The 15,279-nt window shown below is 75.1% G+C and carries 12 protein-coding genes; 5 read left to right on the forward strand and 7 right to left on the reverse strand.

Annotated features, from left to right (window positions below):
* Window positions 1-49: 49 nt before the first annotated feature.
* The 5 genes from OOK31_RS26665 to OOK31_RS26685 form a co-directional block, all read right to left on the reverse strand.
* The gene (locus OOK31_RS26665; RefSeq protein WP_267089883.1) at window positions 50-1,312 is read right to left on the reverse strand and encodes an MFS transporter; all 1,263 of its coding nucleotides are present in this window, start codon (window positions 1,310-1,312) and stop codon (window positions 50-52) included.
* Window positions 1,309-2,358 carry an enolase C-terminal domain-like protein gene (locus OOK31_RS26670; RefSeq protein WP_267089884.1) on the reverse strand — a complete coding sequence of 350 codons (1,050 nt, stop codon included), beginning with the start codon at window positions 2,356-2,358 and terminating at the stop codon, window positions 1,309-1,311. Before OOK31_RS26670 ends, OOK31_RS26665 begins: the two co-directional genes overlap by 4 nt.
* Window positions 2,355-3,470, reverse strand: coding sequence for a PLP-dependent cysteine synthase family protein (locus tag OOK31_RS26675; RefSeq protein ID WP_267089885.1), 1,116 nt, complete (start codon window positions 3,468-3,470; stop codon window positions 2,355-2,357). Before OOK31_RS26675 ends, OOK31_RS26670 begins: the two co-directional genes overlap by 4 nt.
* The gene (locus OOK31_RS26680) at window positions 3,467-4,270 is read right to left on the reverse strand and encodes a DUF364 domain-containing protein (protein WP_267090024.1); all 804 of its coding nucleotides are present in this window, start codon (window positions 4,268-4,270) and stop codon (window positions 3,467-3,469) included. Before OOK31_RS26680 ends, OOK31_RS26675 begins: the two co-directional genes overlap by 4 nt.
* An 86-nt stretch (window positions 4,271-4,356) precedes the next feature.
* Complete coding sequence (locus OOK31_RS26685; protein ID WP_267089886.1) at window positions 4,357-5,673, reverse strand: ATP-grasp domain-containing protein; 1,317 nt, start codon at window positions 5,671-5,673, stop codon at window positions 4,357-4,359.
* A 190-nt stretch (window positions 5,674-5,863) separates the two neighbouring features.
* On the opposite strand from OOK31_RS26685, the gene OOK31_RS26690 reads away from it, so the two are divergent.
* Window positions 5,864-6,346: a GNAT family N-acetyltransferase gene (locus OOK31_RS26690; RefSeq protein ID WP_267090025.1), complete on the forward strand. Its 483-nt coding sequence runs from the start codon at window positions 5,864-5,866 to the stop codon at window positions 6,344-6,346.
* A 213-nt stretch (window positions 6,347-6,559) separates the two neighbouring features.
* Window positions 6,560-7,006, forward strand: a complete 447-nt coding sequence (locus OOK31_RS26695) for a DoxX family protein (protein ID WP_267089887.1) — start codon at window positions 6,560-6,562, stop codon at window positions 7,004-7,006.
* A gap of 139 nt (window positions 7,007-7,145) precedes the next feature.
* On the opposite strand, the gene OOK31_RS26700 is transcribed toward OOK31_RS26695, so the two are convergent.
* Window positions 7,146-7,865: a response regulator transcription factor gene (locus OOK31_RS26700; protein WP_267089888.1), complete on the reverse strand. Its 720-nt coding sequence runs from the start codon at window positions 7,863-7,865 to the stop codon at window positions 7,146-7,148.
* A complete protein-coding gene (locus OOK31_RS26705; RefSeq protein WP_267089889.1) occupies window positions 7,862-9,076 on the reverse strand; it encodes a sensor histidine kinase in 1,215 nt (404 codons plus the stop codon). The genes OOK31_RS26700 and OOK31_RS26705 overlap by 4 nt, the downstream gene beginning before the upstream one ends.
* Window positions 9,077-9,397: 321 nt before the next feature.
* On the opposite strand from OOK31_RS26705, the gene OOK31_RS26710 reads away from it, so the two are divergent.
* From OOK31_RS26710 to OOK31_RS26720, 3 genes are all read left to right on the forward strand, one after another.
* Complete coding sequence (locus OOK31_RS26710; RefSeq protein ID WP_267089890.1) at window positions 9,398-10,387, forward strand: ion transporter; 990 nt, start codon at window positions 9,398-9,400, stop codon at window positions 10,385-10,387.
* A gap of 172 nt (window positions 10,388-10,559) precedes the next feature.
* Window positions 10,560-10,934 (forward strand): CU044_2847 family protein, encoded by a 375-nt coding sequence (locus OOK31_RS26715; RefSeq protein WP_267089891.1) that lies wholly within the window; start codon window positions 10,560-10,562, stop codon window positions 10,932-10,934.
* A 12-nt stretch (window positions 10,935-10,946) separates the two neighbouring features.
* Window positions 10,947-15,248: a trypsin-like peptidase domain-containing protein gene (locus OOK31_RS26720; RefSeq protein WP_267089892.1), complete on the forward strand. Its 4,302-nt coding sequence runs from the start codon at window positions 10,947-10,949 to the stop codon at window positions 15,246-15,248.
* Window positions 15,249-15,279 lie beyond the last annotated feature (31 nt).

Raw genomic sequence — 15,279 nt, forward strand, 5'->3', positions numbered from 1 at the left:
GGGGTCATGGGGCCGGGGGTCATGGGGCCGGGGGTCATGGGGCCGGGGGTCATCGGGTCTCGCTTCCGGTTCGGGTCGGCGCGGGCCGGGGTGCGGGGTCCGCGGGCAGGGTGCCCCGGCGGCCCTGCCGTACGACGGCGGCCGCGCAGCCCAGCCCCAGCGCGAGGCAGCAGGCGTAGGGCAGCCAGGTCAGGCCGGTGGGCCCGGCGGCGTCCATGGCCCAGCCGACGCCCGCGCTGCCGGCGGCGGCCGCGATGCCGGACACGGCGTAGAAGAGGCCGTAGGAGGTTCCGGTCAGGCCGGGGCGGCCGAAGGCCGGTATCAGCTCCATGACGAAGGGCTGGGCGGTCATCAGCCCGAGGTGCAGCAGCAGGGCCCCGGCGAGTACGGCGGCCAGGGCGGCGGGTCCCGGCGCGGAGCCGGACACCAGCATCGGCGGGACGAAGCCGGCGCCCATCAGGGCGAGTCCGGTGGCCGTCCAGCGGGCCCGGCCGCCCCGGGCGGCGGCCAGCCGGCGGGTGATGCGCAGCTGGAGCAGCAGGTGGGCGACGGTCCCCGTGACGAAGAGCAGGGCTATGGCGCCGTCCCGGCCCGAGGCGCGGGCGGCGGCGTGGGGCAGCAGCAGGTAGAGCTGGCTCTCCAGGCCGTACATGCCGGTCATGGCGAGGGAGAAGGCCAGCAGGCGGCGGTTCCCGGCGACTTCGCGCCAGTCGGCGAGGACCGGGCGCTCGGGGGCCGGGACCTCGTGGGCGGGCAGGGCGGCCAGCTGCGCGAGGGTGAGGAGGGCGAAGACGGCGGCGGCGGTGAGGGCGGCGGCCCGGAAGTCGACGAGCAGGAGCAGGCTGCCGAGGACCGGGCCGAGGAGGGCTCCGGTGGTGGCGAAGACGTTGAACAGGGCGAAGGCCTCGGCCTTGCGCTCCCCGGCCTCGTGGGCGACGTAGGTCCGTACGGCGGGGTTGAAGAGGGCCCCCGCGAGCCCGCTGAGTATGGACGCGGCGGCGAGCAGGGGCAGGGTGTCGCCGAGGGCGAACAGGGCGAATCCCAGGGTGCGCAGGGCGCAGCCGGCGATGATCACGCCGCGGGCGCCGAGCCGGTCGGCGGCGGATCCGCCGATGAGGAAGAGGCCCTGCTGGCTGAGGTTGCGCAGGCCGAGGACGATGCCGACGGCGGCGGCCGTGAGGCCGAGGTCCTCGGCGAGGTGGGTGGCGAGGTAGGGGACGAGGAGGTAGAAGCCGGTGTTGACGCCGAGCTGGTTGACGAGCAGCAGGCGCAGGGCGGGCGGGAAGCTCCGTACGGAGGCCAGGGTGTTCACCGGGCGGCCTCCGCGGGGGCCGGTCTGACGCCCAGGCCGGCCCGGCCGGAGGGGCGTACGGTGCCGTCGGCGCCGCCGATGCCCGTCCAGGGGTCGGCGGCGAGCAGCAGGTGTCCGTCGAGGTCCACCCAGCGGGCCCGGTCGGCGAAGTGGACGGCGGGGGCGATGCCGAGGGAGCTGGCGGTGAGGCAGCCGAGCATGAGCTCGGTGCCGCTGCCGCGCAGGGTCTCGTGGATGCGCAGGGCGGCGCGTACGCCGCCGCACTTGGCGAGTTTGACGTTGATGCCGTGGACCTGGCCGGCGAGGGCGGCGGCGTCCTCGTGGGTGACGGCGTCCTCGTCGGCGATGACCGGGACCGGGGACTCCTTCGCCACGCGGGCGAGCGTTTCGTGGCTGCCGGGCGCGACGGGCTGTTCGACAGCGGTCACGCCGAGGGCGTGGAAGCGCGGGAGGAGTTCCAGGGCGCGGCGCTCGCTCCAGGCCCCGTTGGGGTCGAGGAGCAGGCTCGCCCCGGGGGCCCCGGCGCGTACGGCCTCGACGCGGGCGAGGTCCTCGGCCGGGTCGGGGGATCCGGCCTTGACCTTGAGGACGGTGAAACCGGCGAGGGCGAGGCGGGCGGCCTGCGCGGCGGCCTGGACGGGCGGGACGATGCCGATGGTGCGGGCGGTCGCGGCGGCGGGGGCCTGCGGCGCGCCGAGCAGTTCGTGGGCGGGGCGGCCCGCGCGTTTGCCGACGAGGTCGAGCAGGGCGGCTTCGAGGGCGGCCCGGACGCCGGCGGGGAGCCCGGGCCAGGCGGTGGCGGCGGGGTCCTCCCAGGCGGTCTCGGGGTCGGGGAGGCGTTCGAGGGCCGGGCGGACGCCGGCGAGGTGGTGCAGGATCCGGGGGGTGGGCAGGCCGAGGAAGGCGCTGCTGACGGCCTCGCCCCAGCCGCGCGGGCCGCCGTGTTCGATGCCGATCCGGACGGCGTCCCGGCGGGACATGACGGAGCGGGAGATGCGCAGGGGTTCGGCGAGTTCGAGGGTGGTGGTGGTCCAGGTGAGTTTCACGCGGCGCCTCCCCGGGCGAGTGCGGCCTGGGCGGCGGCGGGGTCGACGACGGTGCGGCAGCGGGCCCAGCCGACGGCCTCGGCGGCGTGCGGGTGGCGGATCTCCAGGGGTCGCAGGGCCAGTTCGGCCCGGTCCAGGCCGTGCGCGTGGCAGAACTCGTCGTCGTAGACGGTGGAGAGGTAGCGGTGCGGGCCGTCCGGGAAGACCGTCGCCACCACCGCCCCGGCCTCGACGCGGGCGGCCCAGGCGGAGACCAGGGCGACGGCTCCGGTGCTCCAGCCGCCGCTGACGAAGCTGGTACGGGCCAGCCTGCGGCAGGCGTCGACGGCTTCGGCGGGGCCCACCCAGTGGACCTCGTCGAAGGCGTGGTGGGCGACGTTGCGCGGGTGGATGCTGCTGCCGAGGCCGCGCATCAGGCGGGGGCGGGCGGGCTGGCCGAAGATGGCGGAGCCGACGGAGTCGACGCCGATCACCTTCAGACGGGGCCAGCGGCGGCGCAGCGGGCCGATGAGCCCGGCGCTGTGGCCGCCGGTGCCGACGCTGCACACCAGGACGTCCACGTGGTCGAGCTGGGCGGCGAGTTCGGCGGCCATCGGCAGGTAGCCGGCGGCGTTGTCGGGGTTGTTGTACTGGTCGGGCCAGTAGGCGTCGGGGGTGCGCCGCAGGACCTCGCGCAGCCGGGCGATCCGGGCCGCCTGCCAGCCTCCTTCGGGGGCGGGCCGGTCCACGAGTTCCAGCCGGGCGCCGTAGGTGCGCAGCAACTGGCGCATGGAGGGCTCGAGTTCGGCGTCGCCGACGAGGACCACGGGGTGCCCGAGGGCCTGGCCGGCGAAGGCCAGGCCGATGCCGAGCGTCCCGGAGGTGGACTCCACGACGGGCGCGCCGGGGCGCAGCTCGCCGCGGCGGCGGGCTCCGCGCAGCATGGACAGGGCGGCGCGGGCCTTCATCCCGCCGGCCCCGAGGCATTCGAGCTTGGCCCAGAACCCGGGGTGTGGGTACGGGAGTTCGGTGCGGATCCGGGCGACGGGGGTGCCGCCGGCCAGCGGCAGCAGGTCGGGGTTGGCGGTGGCGGCGGGCGGCCGCTGGGCGGGGAGTACGGGTGCGGCGGTCATCGGGGGCCTCCGTAGTGGTGGACGACTCCGGGACCGCCGTCGAGCCAGAAGAAGGGGTAGGGCTCGGCGGACACGGCGCTGACTCCGGCGCCGAGGAACCTGGGCAGGACGGCGCTGCCGGTCTGGGCGAACATCACGAGGGGTTTGCCGGTGGCCGCGGCGTGGTCGAGCAGCGGCTGGAAGGTGCCGTTGCCGAGGGTCATGCCGGAGGCGAGGACGGCGTCGCAGGAGTCCAGTTCGGCGAGGGCGTCGGTGCGGACGTCCTCGCCCCACTCGGTGGCGCCGCCCTTGAGGTCGCACGGCACGTATCCGGTGCCGCGTTCGCGCAGCCGCTCCAGCAGGGAGTTGACGACGCCGACGACCAGGACCCGGCGGATCCCGGTGGCTGGCAGCAGGCCGACGACCGCGCGGGCCCGGGCGCGGGAGCGGCTGAGGGAGCCGCCGGCGGGCAGGGGGTGGGGGCGGGCGCCGTGGGCGGGGGTGTGGGGGCGTACGTGGGCCAGGTAGGCGTCGAGCGCGGCGATCCGTACGGGCAGCAGGGGGTGGTCGAGGAGTTCGGCGGCGGCGGCCCCGACGCAGTCGTCGAGGGCGGCGGCGGGCAGGGTGCCGGGCTCCACGGCGCAGGACCCGACGGCCTCCTCCACGCGCAGGCTCAGCACCTCGTTGCGGTAGCCGCCGGAGCGGCCTTCGTGGCGTACGGCCTGCACGGTGGTGAAGGCGACGGCGACCCGCACCCGGGCGGGATCGACTCCGTACCCCCCGTCCCGCACCACCTGGACGAGCTCCCCGACACCGCGCACGACGGGCCCGCCGGGGGCGGGCGCGGGCACGGCGGGCACGGCGGGCGCGGGCACGTGCGGGGCGGGGACGCGCAGGGCGGGCGGATTCACGCGGGCACCGCCACGGTCCCGGCGGCCGGAAGGCCCGCGGTGGCCTCCGCCGCCGGGGGGTGTTCGTAGGACGGGCGGAGTTCCGCGAGGAGCCGTTCGGCGGTGGCGCGGGCTCCGCCGCCCCGGGTGTCGGCGGTCATGACGTGGCCGAGGTACTCGTTGTTGCTGGTCGCGGCGCGTACGGCGCGGCCCGGTGCGGCGAGGGTGAGCTCCAGCACCTCGGGCTGCTCGCGGACCCGGTCCGCGCCGTCGATCCCGGCGAGGGTGCCGGTGGCCCCGGGCAGCAGGAAGGCGATGGCGGCGCTGCGGACGCCGGTGTCGCGCGCGCTGAGGTCGGGCGTACGGCCGAGGGCGACGTCCACGCAGGCGGCCGCCAGGTCGACGCCCGTGACGTGGCGGACCAGTTCGGTGATCCGGTTGCCGGCGGGGCGGGGGTTGACCTCGACGACCCGGGGCCCGTCGGGGGTCAGTTTGATCTCGGTGTGGCAGACGACCTGGTCCAGCCCGAGCGCCGTGAGCGCGGCCACGGCCGTGTCGGCGGCGGCGCGCTCTCCGCCGTCCGGGCTGCCCGCCGGGAACATGTGGCCGGTCTCGACGAAGGCGGGGGCCCCGCCGACGCTCTTGTCGGTCACGCCGACCACGTGCGCGGTGCCCGCCCAGGAGACGCTCTCCACGCTGACCTCGGGCCCGGTGAGCAGCTCTTCCAGGAGGACGGCGGGCGTACGGTCCTGCCCGCGCGCGTTGACGGGGAACTCGGCCAGGGCCCGGCAGGCGAGCTCCAGCTCCCGTTCGTCGCGCACCTCGCGCACCAGCATCCCGGCGCACAGGTCGACCGGCTTGACCACCAGCGGGTAGCCGATCTCCCGGGCGGCGGCCGCCGCCTCCGCCGGGTCGGCGCAGACCGCGAAACGGGGTCCGGGCACGCCCGCCGCGGCGAGCGTGCGGCGCGTCATGTCCTTGCGGCAGGCGGCTTCCACGGCGCCTGCGGCGGGGCCGGGCAGGCCGAGGCGTTCGGCGGTGCGGGCGACCACGGGGAGGTAGTAGTCGCAGGAGGAGACGACCCCGTCGAAGCCGAGCACGGCGTGCAGCCGTTCCAGGTGGGGCAGCAGCGCGGCCGGGTCGTTGGTGTCGGCGGTGAGCACGTTGCGCGCGGCGAGCAGGGGGTGCGGTCCGTCGGCCGCGTCGGCGCCCCGCAGGTAGTGGTGCAGGTCCCGGGTGACGAAGGTGAACTCGTGTCCGCCCTCGCGGATCGCCCGGGGCAGGAGCCTGCTCATCGACCCCACCCAGCTCTCGACAACCAGCAGATGCCCCATGGAAGTTCCTCTCAGACCACGTCCGCGGCCCCTGCACCGCAGGAGCCGTGGAGGACGTTATCCGAAATCGTTTTCATTTCCAATAGAGAGTTTTTCGGGTAGCCTGCCGGTCGTGAACCAGGAACAGGAGATCGGCCCGTACCGTGTGCGGCACGCCGAGGAACGGGACGTACCGGGCGCCCGGAGCGTCATGCTCGACACCTTCTACCGGGAGTTCGGCTACGGGTACGTGCCCGCCTGGCACGCCGACACCGTCGACATCGGGGCCACCTACCTCACCCATCCGCGGCACACCCTCGTCGTGGCGGTGCTCGGCGACGAGGTGGTCGGCACCACCGCCCTGCACTCCCGGGGCCCCGCCCACCCGCCGCACCCGCGCGCCCTCGCCGAGCGCTACCCGTCCGGGCGCACGGCGCAACTCCTGCGGGTCTACGTACGGCCCGGGCACCGGCGCCACGGGCTGGCCCGCGCGATGGTCCGGGCGGCCTGCGCCTTCGCCGCCGAAGTCCCTGGCTACGAGAGCGTCTACCTCCACACGAACGTCGACGTCCCCGGCGCGGAGGCGTTCTGGCGGAGCCTGGCCACCGAGGTCTTCGACGCCCGCGCGACGGGCGAGCACGGCGGGTACGGGACGGTCCACTTCGAGATCCCGATCCGCGTGACCTGCGCGTGAGCGCGCACGGCAGAGGCGGGAGACATGAGCGGGCGTCGTGCCGGGGAATCCCGCCACGGCTCCCTTACGGTTCCGTTTGGCGGCGTGGACACCTGGCCGGATGGCCGAAACCCGCGCTTGCCGAGCACCTTAGGCCTACCTAACCTATGGCTCGCCCGGCCCGCCGGCCTCGGCACACACTTCGGGACCCGTCCCCCACCGAAGGAGCCCCCCATGACCGGAAGTCTCAACTCCGCCCAGCCGTACGCCGTCTCGCTCTTCCGGATGGTCACCGGACTCCTCTTCGCCTGTCACGGCGCGGCCTCGCTCTTCGGCGTGCTCGGCGGGGCCCACGGCGGCGGCACCATCGCCGCCGGCACCTGGCCCGGCTGGTACGCCGCCGCCATCCAGCTCGTCGCCGGAGTGCTGGTCCTGCTGGGGCTCGGCACCCGTTCGGCGGCGTTCGTGGCGTCCGGGTCGATGGCCTACGCGTACTTCACCGTCCACCAGCCGGCCTCGCTCTGGCCGCTGCAGAACGGCGGGGAGTCCTCGGCGATGTTCTGCTGGGCCTTCCTGCTGCTGGTCTTCACCGGGCCGGGCGCCCTCGCCCTGGACGGCCTCTTCGCCGGCCGCGCCGACAGAGTCCGCGCCGCCGGCCGCCCGGAGACCGTGACCGCCTGAAGAACCGTTACGCCACCACGCGTCCGCCCCTCCCCGGGGGCGGACCTGTGGGCGCCCGCCGACGAGACGCCCGTGCACATCGTGGCGGAGCACACGACCGGCCGGCACGGGTGGTCCGGGAAGCCGGCCGGGCGGCGGTTCAGCCGGTCGCGGAGACCAGGCCCGCCTCGTAGGCCAGGATGACGAGCTGGACCCGGTCGCGGGCGCCCAGCTTGCTGAACAGCCGCGCCACATGGGCCTTCGCCGTCGCCACGGAGATGTACAGCTCCTCGGCGATCTCCGTGTTCGACCGGCCCCGCCCCACCAGGGTCAGCACCTCCCGCTCCCGGTCCGTGATCCCCGCGACGGGCTGCGCCGCACGCTCCCGCTCCGGGCCGGAGGCGGGGGCCGCGCGGACGAAGTCGGCGATCAGGCGGCGGGTGACGCCGGGCGCGATCAGGGCATCGCCTCCCGCCACCACCCGGATCGCGGCCAGGATGTCCTCCACGGCCATGTCCTTGACCGCGAAGCCGCTCGCGCCCGCGCGCAGCGCCCCGTAGACGTGTTCGTCCTCGTCGAAGGTGGTCAGCACGAGCACCCGGGGCGCGCCGGGCCCTGCGGTGACCCGCCGGGTCGCCTCGATCCCGTCCATGCCGGGCATCCGGATGTCCATCACCACCACGTCGGGGCCGAGTTCCGCGGTCAGCCGGACCGCCTCCGCGCCGGAACCGGCCTCCCCGACCACCCGCAGGTCCGGGCTGTCCGCGATGAGGACGCGCAGGCCGGAGCGGACGAGCGGCTGGTCGTCGACGAGCAGGACCCGGACCGGGGCCGGGGACGCGGACGCGGCGTCGTACGGGGACGGGGCGGCCTGGCTCATCGGGACTCCTCCACACCCGCGGCGACGGGCAGGGGCAGCTCCGCCGCCACCCGGAAGCCGCCCTCGGGGCGGGGGCCGGCGCTGAAGCGGCCGTGCAGCAGGCTGACCCGCTCGCGCATCCCCTCGATCCCGAAGCCGGTCCCCTCCCCGTGCGCGCCGGACCGCGCGCCGCGCCCGTCGTCGAGCACCTCCACCGTCACCGCTTCCTCCCCGTACCCGATCGTCACCCGGCAGTGCCCGGTGCCCGCGTGGCGAACCACGTTCGTCAGCGCCTCCTGCACGATGCGGTACGCCGACAGGTCGATGTCCGGCTCCAGTTGGCGCCGCTCCCCCTCCCACCGTACGTCGGCCCGCACCCCGGCGTCGGCCGTGGCCGCCACCAGCGCCTCGAGGTCGGCGAGGCCGGGGGCGGGGCCGAGCGGGGCCCGGCCCAGGGGGCCGTCGGGCTGGGCCCGGCGCAGGGCGACCAGGGTGCGGCGGAGCCCCGACAGGGTCTCGCGGCTGGTGGTCTCGATGGCCCGCAGCGCGGCGCGCGCCTCCGCCGGCTGGGTGTCGATGACCCGCCCGGCCACCCCGGCCTGGATGGCGATCACACCGATGCTGTGGGCGACCATGTCGTGCAGTTCCCGGGCGATGCGCAGGCGTTCGGCGGTGACCGCCTCGGAGACCTCCTGCGTCCGCAGGGCGACGGCGTGCTCGCCTCGCTGGCGCAGCAGCAGGCCGGCCAAGGAGGAGAGGCAGACCGACAGGACCGTGATCAGACTCATGGTGAGGACCTCGGAGGGGCCCCGCGCGAAGGCCACGGCGGCCGGGAGGAGCAGGACGCTCGCCACACCGACCGCGGCGGCGGCCGTGCGGCGCGGGCGGGTGGCCACGACGAAGCCGAGGACCACGGCCACCGGGAGGAACACCAGGGCGCTGTCCGGGGTGTGGTAGCGGGTGGAGAACGCCACGACCGACCCGCCGGTCAGGGTCAGGGCCAGCGCCACCACGGGCCGGCGCCGCAGCAGACCGGCGAGCGGGGTCAGCGCCAGCAGCAGGACGGCGGCGAGCACGACCGGGGCGGTGTACTGGACCACGCCCATGAGCAGGCCCACCGTGAGCACGTAGAAGGCGGCGCCTCCCCAGTCCCGCAGGGCCGTACCCCTGCCCGCTTCCGCCCGTGGGCCTGTGACCTGCGACTGCTTCTCGTCTTTCGTTGTTCTGTCCATGTCGTGGACTGTAATGAGCGCCCCCCGCCCGGGCATCGGCTCCGGGACGTACACCCCCGGGAGGGTCCGGCCCGGACTCCGCGGGCGGGCCTCCCCCGGCCCGCCGCCACCCGGCTGAACGCGCTTACCCGAACGGGCGGCGGCGGGTGCGGCGCGTGGACCTGCGATCGATCTTGGCCATGCTGGCCGGTACCGGGGGCCGTTCATCTGAAACCCGTTCGGCGCTACGGCGTTAGAAGGGCGGACCGGCGCGTGCGCCCGCGTGCAACGAGCGCCCGCCGGATGCCGACGCAGGACCAAGTGCCGAGTACGAGGAGCGAGATGACGGACCCGATGCCGGCCGGATACGGCCGAAGGAGACTGGCGGCCCGCTGCCGGCGGATCACCGACGACTCGTCGTTCGGGATGGTGGTCTTCGCCGTCATCCTGCTCAACGCGGGACTGATGGGGGCCGAGACGTACAGCGGGCTGGCCGAGGCGCACCGCCAGGCCCTCCAGCTCGCGGAACAGGGCTGCCTGACCCTGTTCACCCTGGAGATGCTGCTGCGCCTGGGCTCCTACGCGGACCGGCCGAAAGCATTCTTCCGCGACCCCTGGAACATCTTCGACCTGCTGATCGTCGCCTCGGCCTTCATGCCGCTGCTGCGCGAGAACACCACGGTCCTGCGCCTGCTGCGGCTCGCCCGCGTCCTGCGCACCGCCCGTTTCCTGCCCCACCTGCGGATCCTGCTGGTCGCGGTCGGCCGCAGCCTGCCGGGCACCGCCAGCTTCCTGTTCGTCGGCGCGCTGGTGCTGTACGTGTACGCGATGGTCGGCTGGGTCTGCTTCGCGGAGTCCGACCCCCAGCACTACGGCTCGATCGGGCGGGCCTCGCTCACCCTGTTCCTGCTCACCACCCTGGACGGTCTGACGGACGCGGTGCGGGCCGGGCTGCAGATCTCCCGGTTCAGCATCGTCTACTACGCCTCCTACGCGCTCCTCGCCTCCTTCGTGCTGGTCAACGTCCTGATCGGAGTGGTGCTCAACTCCCTCGACGAAGCACGGGAGATGGAGGACGCCGATGCCCGGGCGCGGGAGCGCGCGGCGAACGACACCGACGTCGCCGACGAGGTCCGGGAGCGGATCGTCGCCGCCCGTCTCGCGCTGGACGACCTGGAGGCCAGCCTCGCGGACGTCCGGCCCCCGTCCGGGCAGGACCGGGCGCCGGACCCGAAGCGGGAGCCCGCGCCGGACGACGGGGACGTGGACGGGGACGGGCTCGGGGCGCCGCCCGGGGCCGGGCCCGAACGGCAGCTGGAATCGGCCGTGTAGGCGGCCCTGGAAGGACGCCGGGCCGCCACCCCACCGCCCGGTTTTCGGCCATCCCGCCGTCGGCCGCCCGCGGTCTTGCACTAACTCCCGTGCCCCGTGCGAGAGTTGGGCCCTGCACCGGGCCGACGGCGGGCGAGGGCCGACGGCCGACGACGGGGAGGGTGGGCGGGGCATGAGCACCGAGGTGCGTACGGTCGAAGTACCCCTGGGGGACGGCACCGACGGGATGCTGCGCGTGCAGATCCGCGAGGTCGACGGGTCTCTGGAGCGGGTCGGGCGGGGCAGCGGATCCGTGGCCCGCGCGTCACGCACCTTCGGCGAGATGATCGACGGGATCCGGCCGGTCGCGGACAGCTTCGTGGGACGGCTGAGCGGACTCGTCCACCGGCCCGACGAGATCACGCTGGAGTTCGGCGTGTCCCTGTCGGCGGAGGCCGACGTGGTCATCGCGAGCACCTCCACCGAGGCCAACTTCTCCGTGACCCTGACCTGGAACTCCCCCACGGCGGCGGACACCGCGCCCGACCGGCCGGACACCCCTCGGTAAGGGGCGCCCGGGATGACCACCGCAGGGGGTTCCGCCCACGCGGACGCCGTACTCGGCGCCGCCATCGTCCGCGTCTCGGGCCCCGGCGACGGGGTGCGCGGACCCGGCCCGGTCGGCGGGGTCGGCTTCCTCGTCGCCCCGGATCTGGCGCTGACCTGCGCCCACGTCGTGGCCGACGCGCTCGGGCTGGCCCGTACGCACACCCTGGCGCCGAACGGCGTCCTGCTCCTGGACCGGCCGCTGTCCGGGATGCCCGGCCGCAGCGAGGCCGAAGTGGCCCACTGGGTGCCGCTGCGGGAGGACGGCACCGGGGACGTCGCCGTACTACGGCTGCGCCGGCCGGTGCCCGGGGTGACCCCGCCGGCCGTGGCCTCCCCGGCGAGCGTGTGGGAGCACCCCGTACGGGTGGCCGGCTTCCCCGCCGCGTTCCCCGGCGGTGTCTGGCACGCGGGCCGGCTGCGCGGCCGCACCGCCGAGAACTGGGTGCAGCTCTCGGGCGCCGACCAGCAGGGCGTCCCCGTCGACAAGGGGTTCAGCGGCAGCCCCGTCTGGGACGAGGAGGAATGGGCCGTCGTCGGGATGGTCGTGGCCGCCCAGTTGTCCGGGGGCCGCCAGAGCTTCATGATCCCCACCGCCACCCTGGTCGCCGAGGTCCCCGCGCTCGCCCCCGTCCTCAGCCCCTCCTCCCCCTTCCGCGGCCTGGTCACCTTCCAGGAGGCCGACTCGGGCGTGTACTTCGGCCGGGACGCCGAGGCCGGGGACGTCACCGCCCTCCTCGACACGGGCCCGCGCCCGTACGTCGCGCTCGTCGGCCCCTCGGGCTGCGGGAAGTCCTCACTGGCGCTGGCCGGGGTGGCGCCCCGGATGCGCGCCCGGGGACACGAGGTCCTGGTACTGCGGGCCGCGGAGGGCGTCCCCGTCCGGGCGGCGCTCGCCGCCGAACTGGCCAGGCTGGCCTACCCGGAACTGCGGGGCGGCCCGCGCGCGGCGGCGCTGCGGGACCTGGAGGACTCCCTGACCCTGAACGGCCTGGCCGGCGCCGCACGACTGGCCCTGGGGACGCCGACGAGCCGGCTGCTCGTCGTACTGGACCAGGCCGAGGCGCTGCTCGCGGACGCGCGGCGGGCCGAGGACGACACCGTCGGGCTGCTGTTCCCCCAGCCGCACCCCGCCGGGCTGCGGGTGCTCGTCACGCTCCGGGCCGACTTCCTGGAGACGGCCCTGTCCCACCCCGTCCTCGGCCCGGCCCTGGACCGGGCCGCCGTACGCCCCCTGCTGCCGATGACCCGCGCGCAGCTGTCGGAGGTGATCCTGCGGCCGCTGGCCGGGGTGCCCGCCGTGTCCTACGACCCGGGCCTGGTCGCCCGCATGCTGGACGACTCCGGCACCGAACCGGGTGCGCTGCCGCTGCTCGGCTTCGTCCTGGCCCGGCTGTGGGACGAACAGGCGGCCGGGCGGCTGCGGTTCGACTCGTACGAGGAGATCGGCGGGGTCCGCGGCGCACTGGGCCGGCACGCGGAGGCCGCCTGGCGCGAATGCGTCCCGGACGCCGACCGCGAGGAGGCGCTGCGCCTGCTCACCTCCCTGGTCCGGGTCCTGCCGGGCAGCGAAGCACCACTGCGGGCCGTCCTGAGCCGCACCGAGGCGGGCGAGGAACGCTGGCGGATAGCCGGGTGGCTCGCGGAGCGCCGGATCCTGGTCCTCGGCGGGGACCCGGAGCACGGGCAGACGGTGGAACTGGCGCACGAGGCCCTGATCGGCGCCTGGCCCACCCTGGCCCGGCAGGTGACGGAGAACCGCGACTTCCTGTCCTGGCGGGCCGGGTTCCGGCGCGAGCTGGAGGTGTGGCGCGAGACCGGCGGCGCCCGCGACCAGCTCCTGACGGGTGCCCCGCTGGAGGCCGCCGTCGCCCAGACACAGACCCGGCGGGCGGAACTCTCCCCCGAGGAGGCGCAGTTCCTCGACGCCTCCGTACGGCGACGGAGCCTGGACCGCGGGCTGGCCCGCACGGCCCTCTGCGTCCTGCTCGCCCTGCTCCTGGTGGCCGGTCTCGCCACGTGGCGCCTGGAACTGGCGAACGGCAGGCTCGACGATGACCTCCGCCGGGCGGCATCCCCGCAACTGGCCGAGCTCGGCACCCGCCGGGACGACTTCTCTCTGACCACCTCGGCCCTGATGGCCGCCGCCGCGTACCGGACGTCACCGGGACCGGAGGCGGAGACGGCCCTGTTCGAGCAGTACATGCGGACGCGGCACGTCGACGAGGTGGTGCTGGAGGGCAAGGGCGACGTCAGGGACGTCACTTTGAACGAGGACGGCAACCGGGTCACCGTCGGCTTCTACTCCGGCTTCGTCTATCAGGCCGAACTCGGCTCCGGCCCCCCGCGCCTGGCCCGGATCCGGAAGGAGGGAGTCAGCCGGGACACGGCCTCCCCCGACGGCCGCACAGTTGCCAGCGCCTCCCCCACGGGCCGTCTGAACGTGGGCGTCCGAACGGAGGGCGAGGACTGGCGCACCGTCCGACTGCGCGGCGCCGAAGACACCCGGCAGAACGCCCGGGGCGCCACCGACCTCCGCTTCGACGGCGCGGGGCGGCTCCTGCTCGCCGCCATCCCGGGTGAGGGGGTGTCCGTGTGGGAGGCGGCCACCGGAGGGCGCGTCGGCGAGACCCTGGCTCCGCCCGCCGGCTGGAAGGTCTCCCACGCCTGGTTCGGGCCGAACAGTGAGACGGTGATCGGCCGGATCGTCCAGGAGGACGCCGCCGCCGGGGCGAACGGCCGGCTCGTACGGTGGCAGCTGTCGGACGGCCGCCGCGACGAGGAGCCCTGGAGCGGCCAGGAGATCGGCACGGTCACGGTCAGCGGGGACGGCTCCACCCTCGTCCGGTGCACCGCCGACGGAATCCTCCAGGCCTGGGACCTGACCGGACAGCCCAAGGTGAAGAAGCAGTACAACACCAGCCAATTGGGCCTGGTCTGCCCCCTGAACGTGCCCCGGCTCGACCGCACCGGACGCTTCCTGGTCAACCCCGTGCAGCGGTTCGGCACCAGGCTGGGTCACTACCGGATGCTGGTCCTGGACCTCCAGGAAGGCCTGCCCGCCACCTTCGACCTTCCCGCCGCCGCTCAGCAGGACGAGTTCGTCGCGGGCTCCGGGGCGCTGCCTGCCGTAAGCCTCTCCGGTCCGCCCGGCGCGATGAAGGTGGCCGTCAGCTCGGGCGGGACGGTCGTCGTCGCCCGTGTGCCCGCTCCGACCGCCTTCGACAGCGCCATGCTGACGAGCCTGATCCGGTCGGTGGACGTCGACCACGGACGGGTCGCCACGGTCGACCCCGACGGCGGGACCCTTCGCCTGTGGGACCTGGCGACGCGGAAACAGCTCTCGGCGCTGTACACCTCGACGCGGCTCGCCCGCAGCTACCCGCTGTTCGGTCCGGACGGCAAACGGCTGCTGACCGTCACGGCGGACGGCCTGGGCGTCCTGGTGTGGGACCTCGGGCCGCCGGGCGGCCCCCCGCTGACCGAGGTCCGCCGGCTCGCCCTGCCCGCTCCCCCGGGCATCGACCCGGCCCGCCCGGACCCCAGGACGGGCAGTGTCCCCGCCTGGGTCAACGTGGGGTTCGACGGGAACGACCACGCGGTGGTCTCGGCCGTCTCCTACGTGTCCCGGTGGGACCTGCGCTCCGGGACCCCGGCGGGAAGGACGTACCGGCCGCCGTTCCAGGAGCCGGTCGAGGTGGCCAACGCGGCCTCCTTCGTCTTCGGCGTGGTCCGCCCCGGCCGCGAGCAGGTGGCGGTCCGCGAGATAGGCGAGAAGATCACGATCTGGGACTTCAAGACGGGTACGGCGGCCGACACCTTTACCACCGACGAGGGCGGCCAGCCCCGGCAGATGTCCTTCGACCAGTCCGGCCGGCTGCTGGCCGTGGTCACCACCGACGGGATGCTCAGGATCCGGGACGTGGAGCGCAAGGAGTGGTCCACCCTCGCCTATCAGGGCGTCCAGTGGCTGAACGGCTTCCCCGGCCCGTCCAGGCTGAGCATCGTGACCACGACCAACTCCATCGCCTTCTGGGACGTGGAACACGGCAAGGAGCTCTACCACTTCACCCCCGGCTACGGCGCCACCGGCGACTGGTCGGCGGACGGCACGAAGCTCGCCTGGTCGGAGGGCTCTGCCGTCGAGGTGCTGCCCCTGGACCCGGAGAAGTGGCGGGCCCGCGCCTGCGCGCTGGCCCGCCGGGACTTCACCGACGGGGAGCGGGACCTGCTCCCCCCGGGCAGCCGCTCCGACGCCTGCGCGCAGCTGAAGTAGCCCCGGGATGTGACGGAAGTCTGACGTGCGG

This window comes from Streptomyces sp. NBC_00249 (genome assembly GCF_026342355.1).
In the GTDB taxonomy this organism is placed as follows: Bacteria; Actinomycetota; Actinomycetes; order Streptomycetales; family Streptomycetaceae; genus Streptomyces.

Coding starts and splice junctions, on each gene's coding strand:
- OOK31_RS26675 (WP_267089885.1), bottom strand. CDS start 3,470: ATGACCGCCGCACCCGTACTCCCCGCCCAGCGGCCGCCCGCCGCCACC.
- OOK31_RS26685 (WP_267089886.1), bottom strand. CDS start 5,673: ATGGGGCATCTGCTGGTTGTCGAGAGCTGGGTGGGGTCGATGAGCAGG.
- OOK31_RS26690 (WP_267090025.1), top strand. CDS start 5,864: ATGCTCGACACCTTCTACCGGGAGTTCGGCTACGGGTACGTGCCCGCC.
- OOK31_RS26695 (WP_267089887.1), top strand. CDS start 6,560: ATGACCGGAAGTCTCAACTCCGCCCAGCCGTACGCCGTCTCGCTCTTC.
- OOK31_RS26700 (WP_267089888.1), bottom strand. CDS start 7,865: ATGAGCCAGGCCGCCCCGTCCCCGTACGACGCCGCGTCCGCGTCCCCG.
- OOK31_RS26705 (WP_267089889.1), bottom strand. CDS start 9,076: ATGGACAGAACAACGAAAGACGAGAAGCAGTCGCAGGTCACAGGCCCA.
- OOK31_RS26710 (WP_267089890.1), top strand. CDS start 9,398: ATGACGGACCCGATGCCGGCCGGATACGGCCGAAGGAGACTGGCGGCC.
- OOK31_RS26715 (WP_267089891.1), top strand. CDS start 10,560: ATGAGCACCGAGGTGCGTACGGTCGAAGTACCCCTGGGGGACGGCACC.
- OOK31_RS26720 (WP_267089892.1), top strand. CDS start 10,947: ATGACCACCGCAGGGGGTTCCGCCCACGCGGACGCCGTACTCGGCGCC.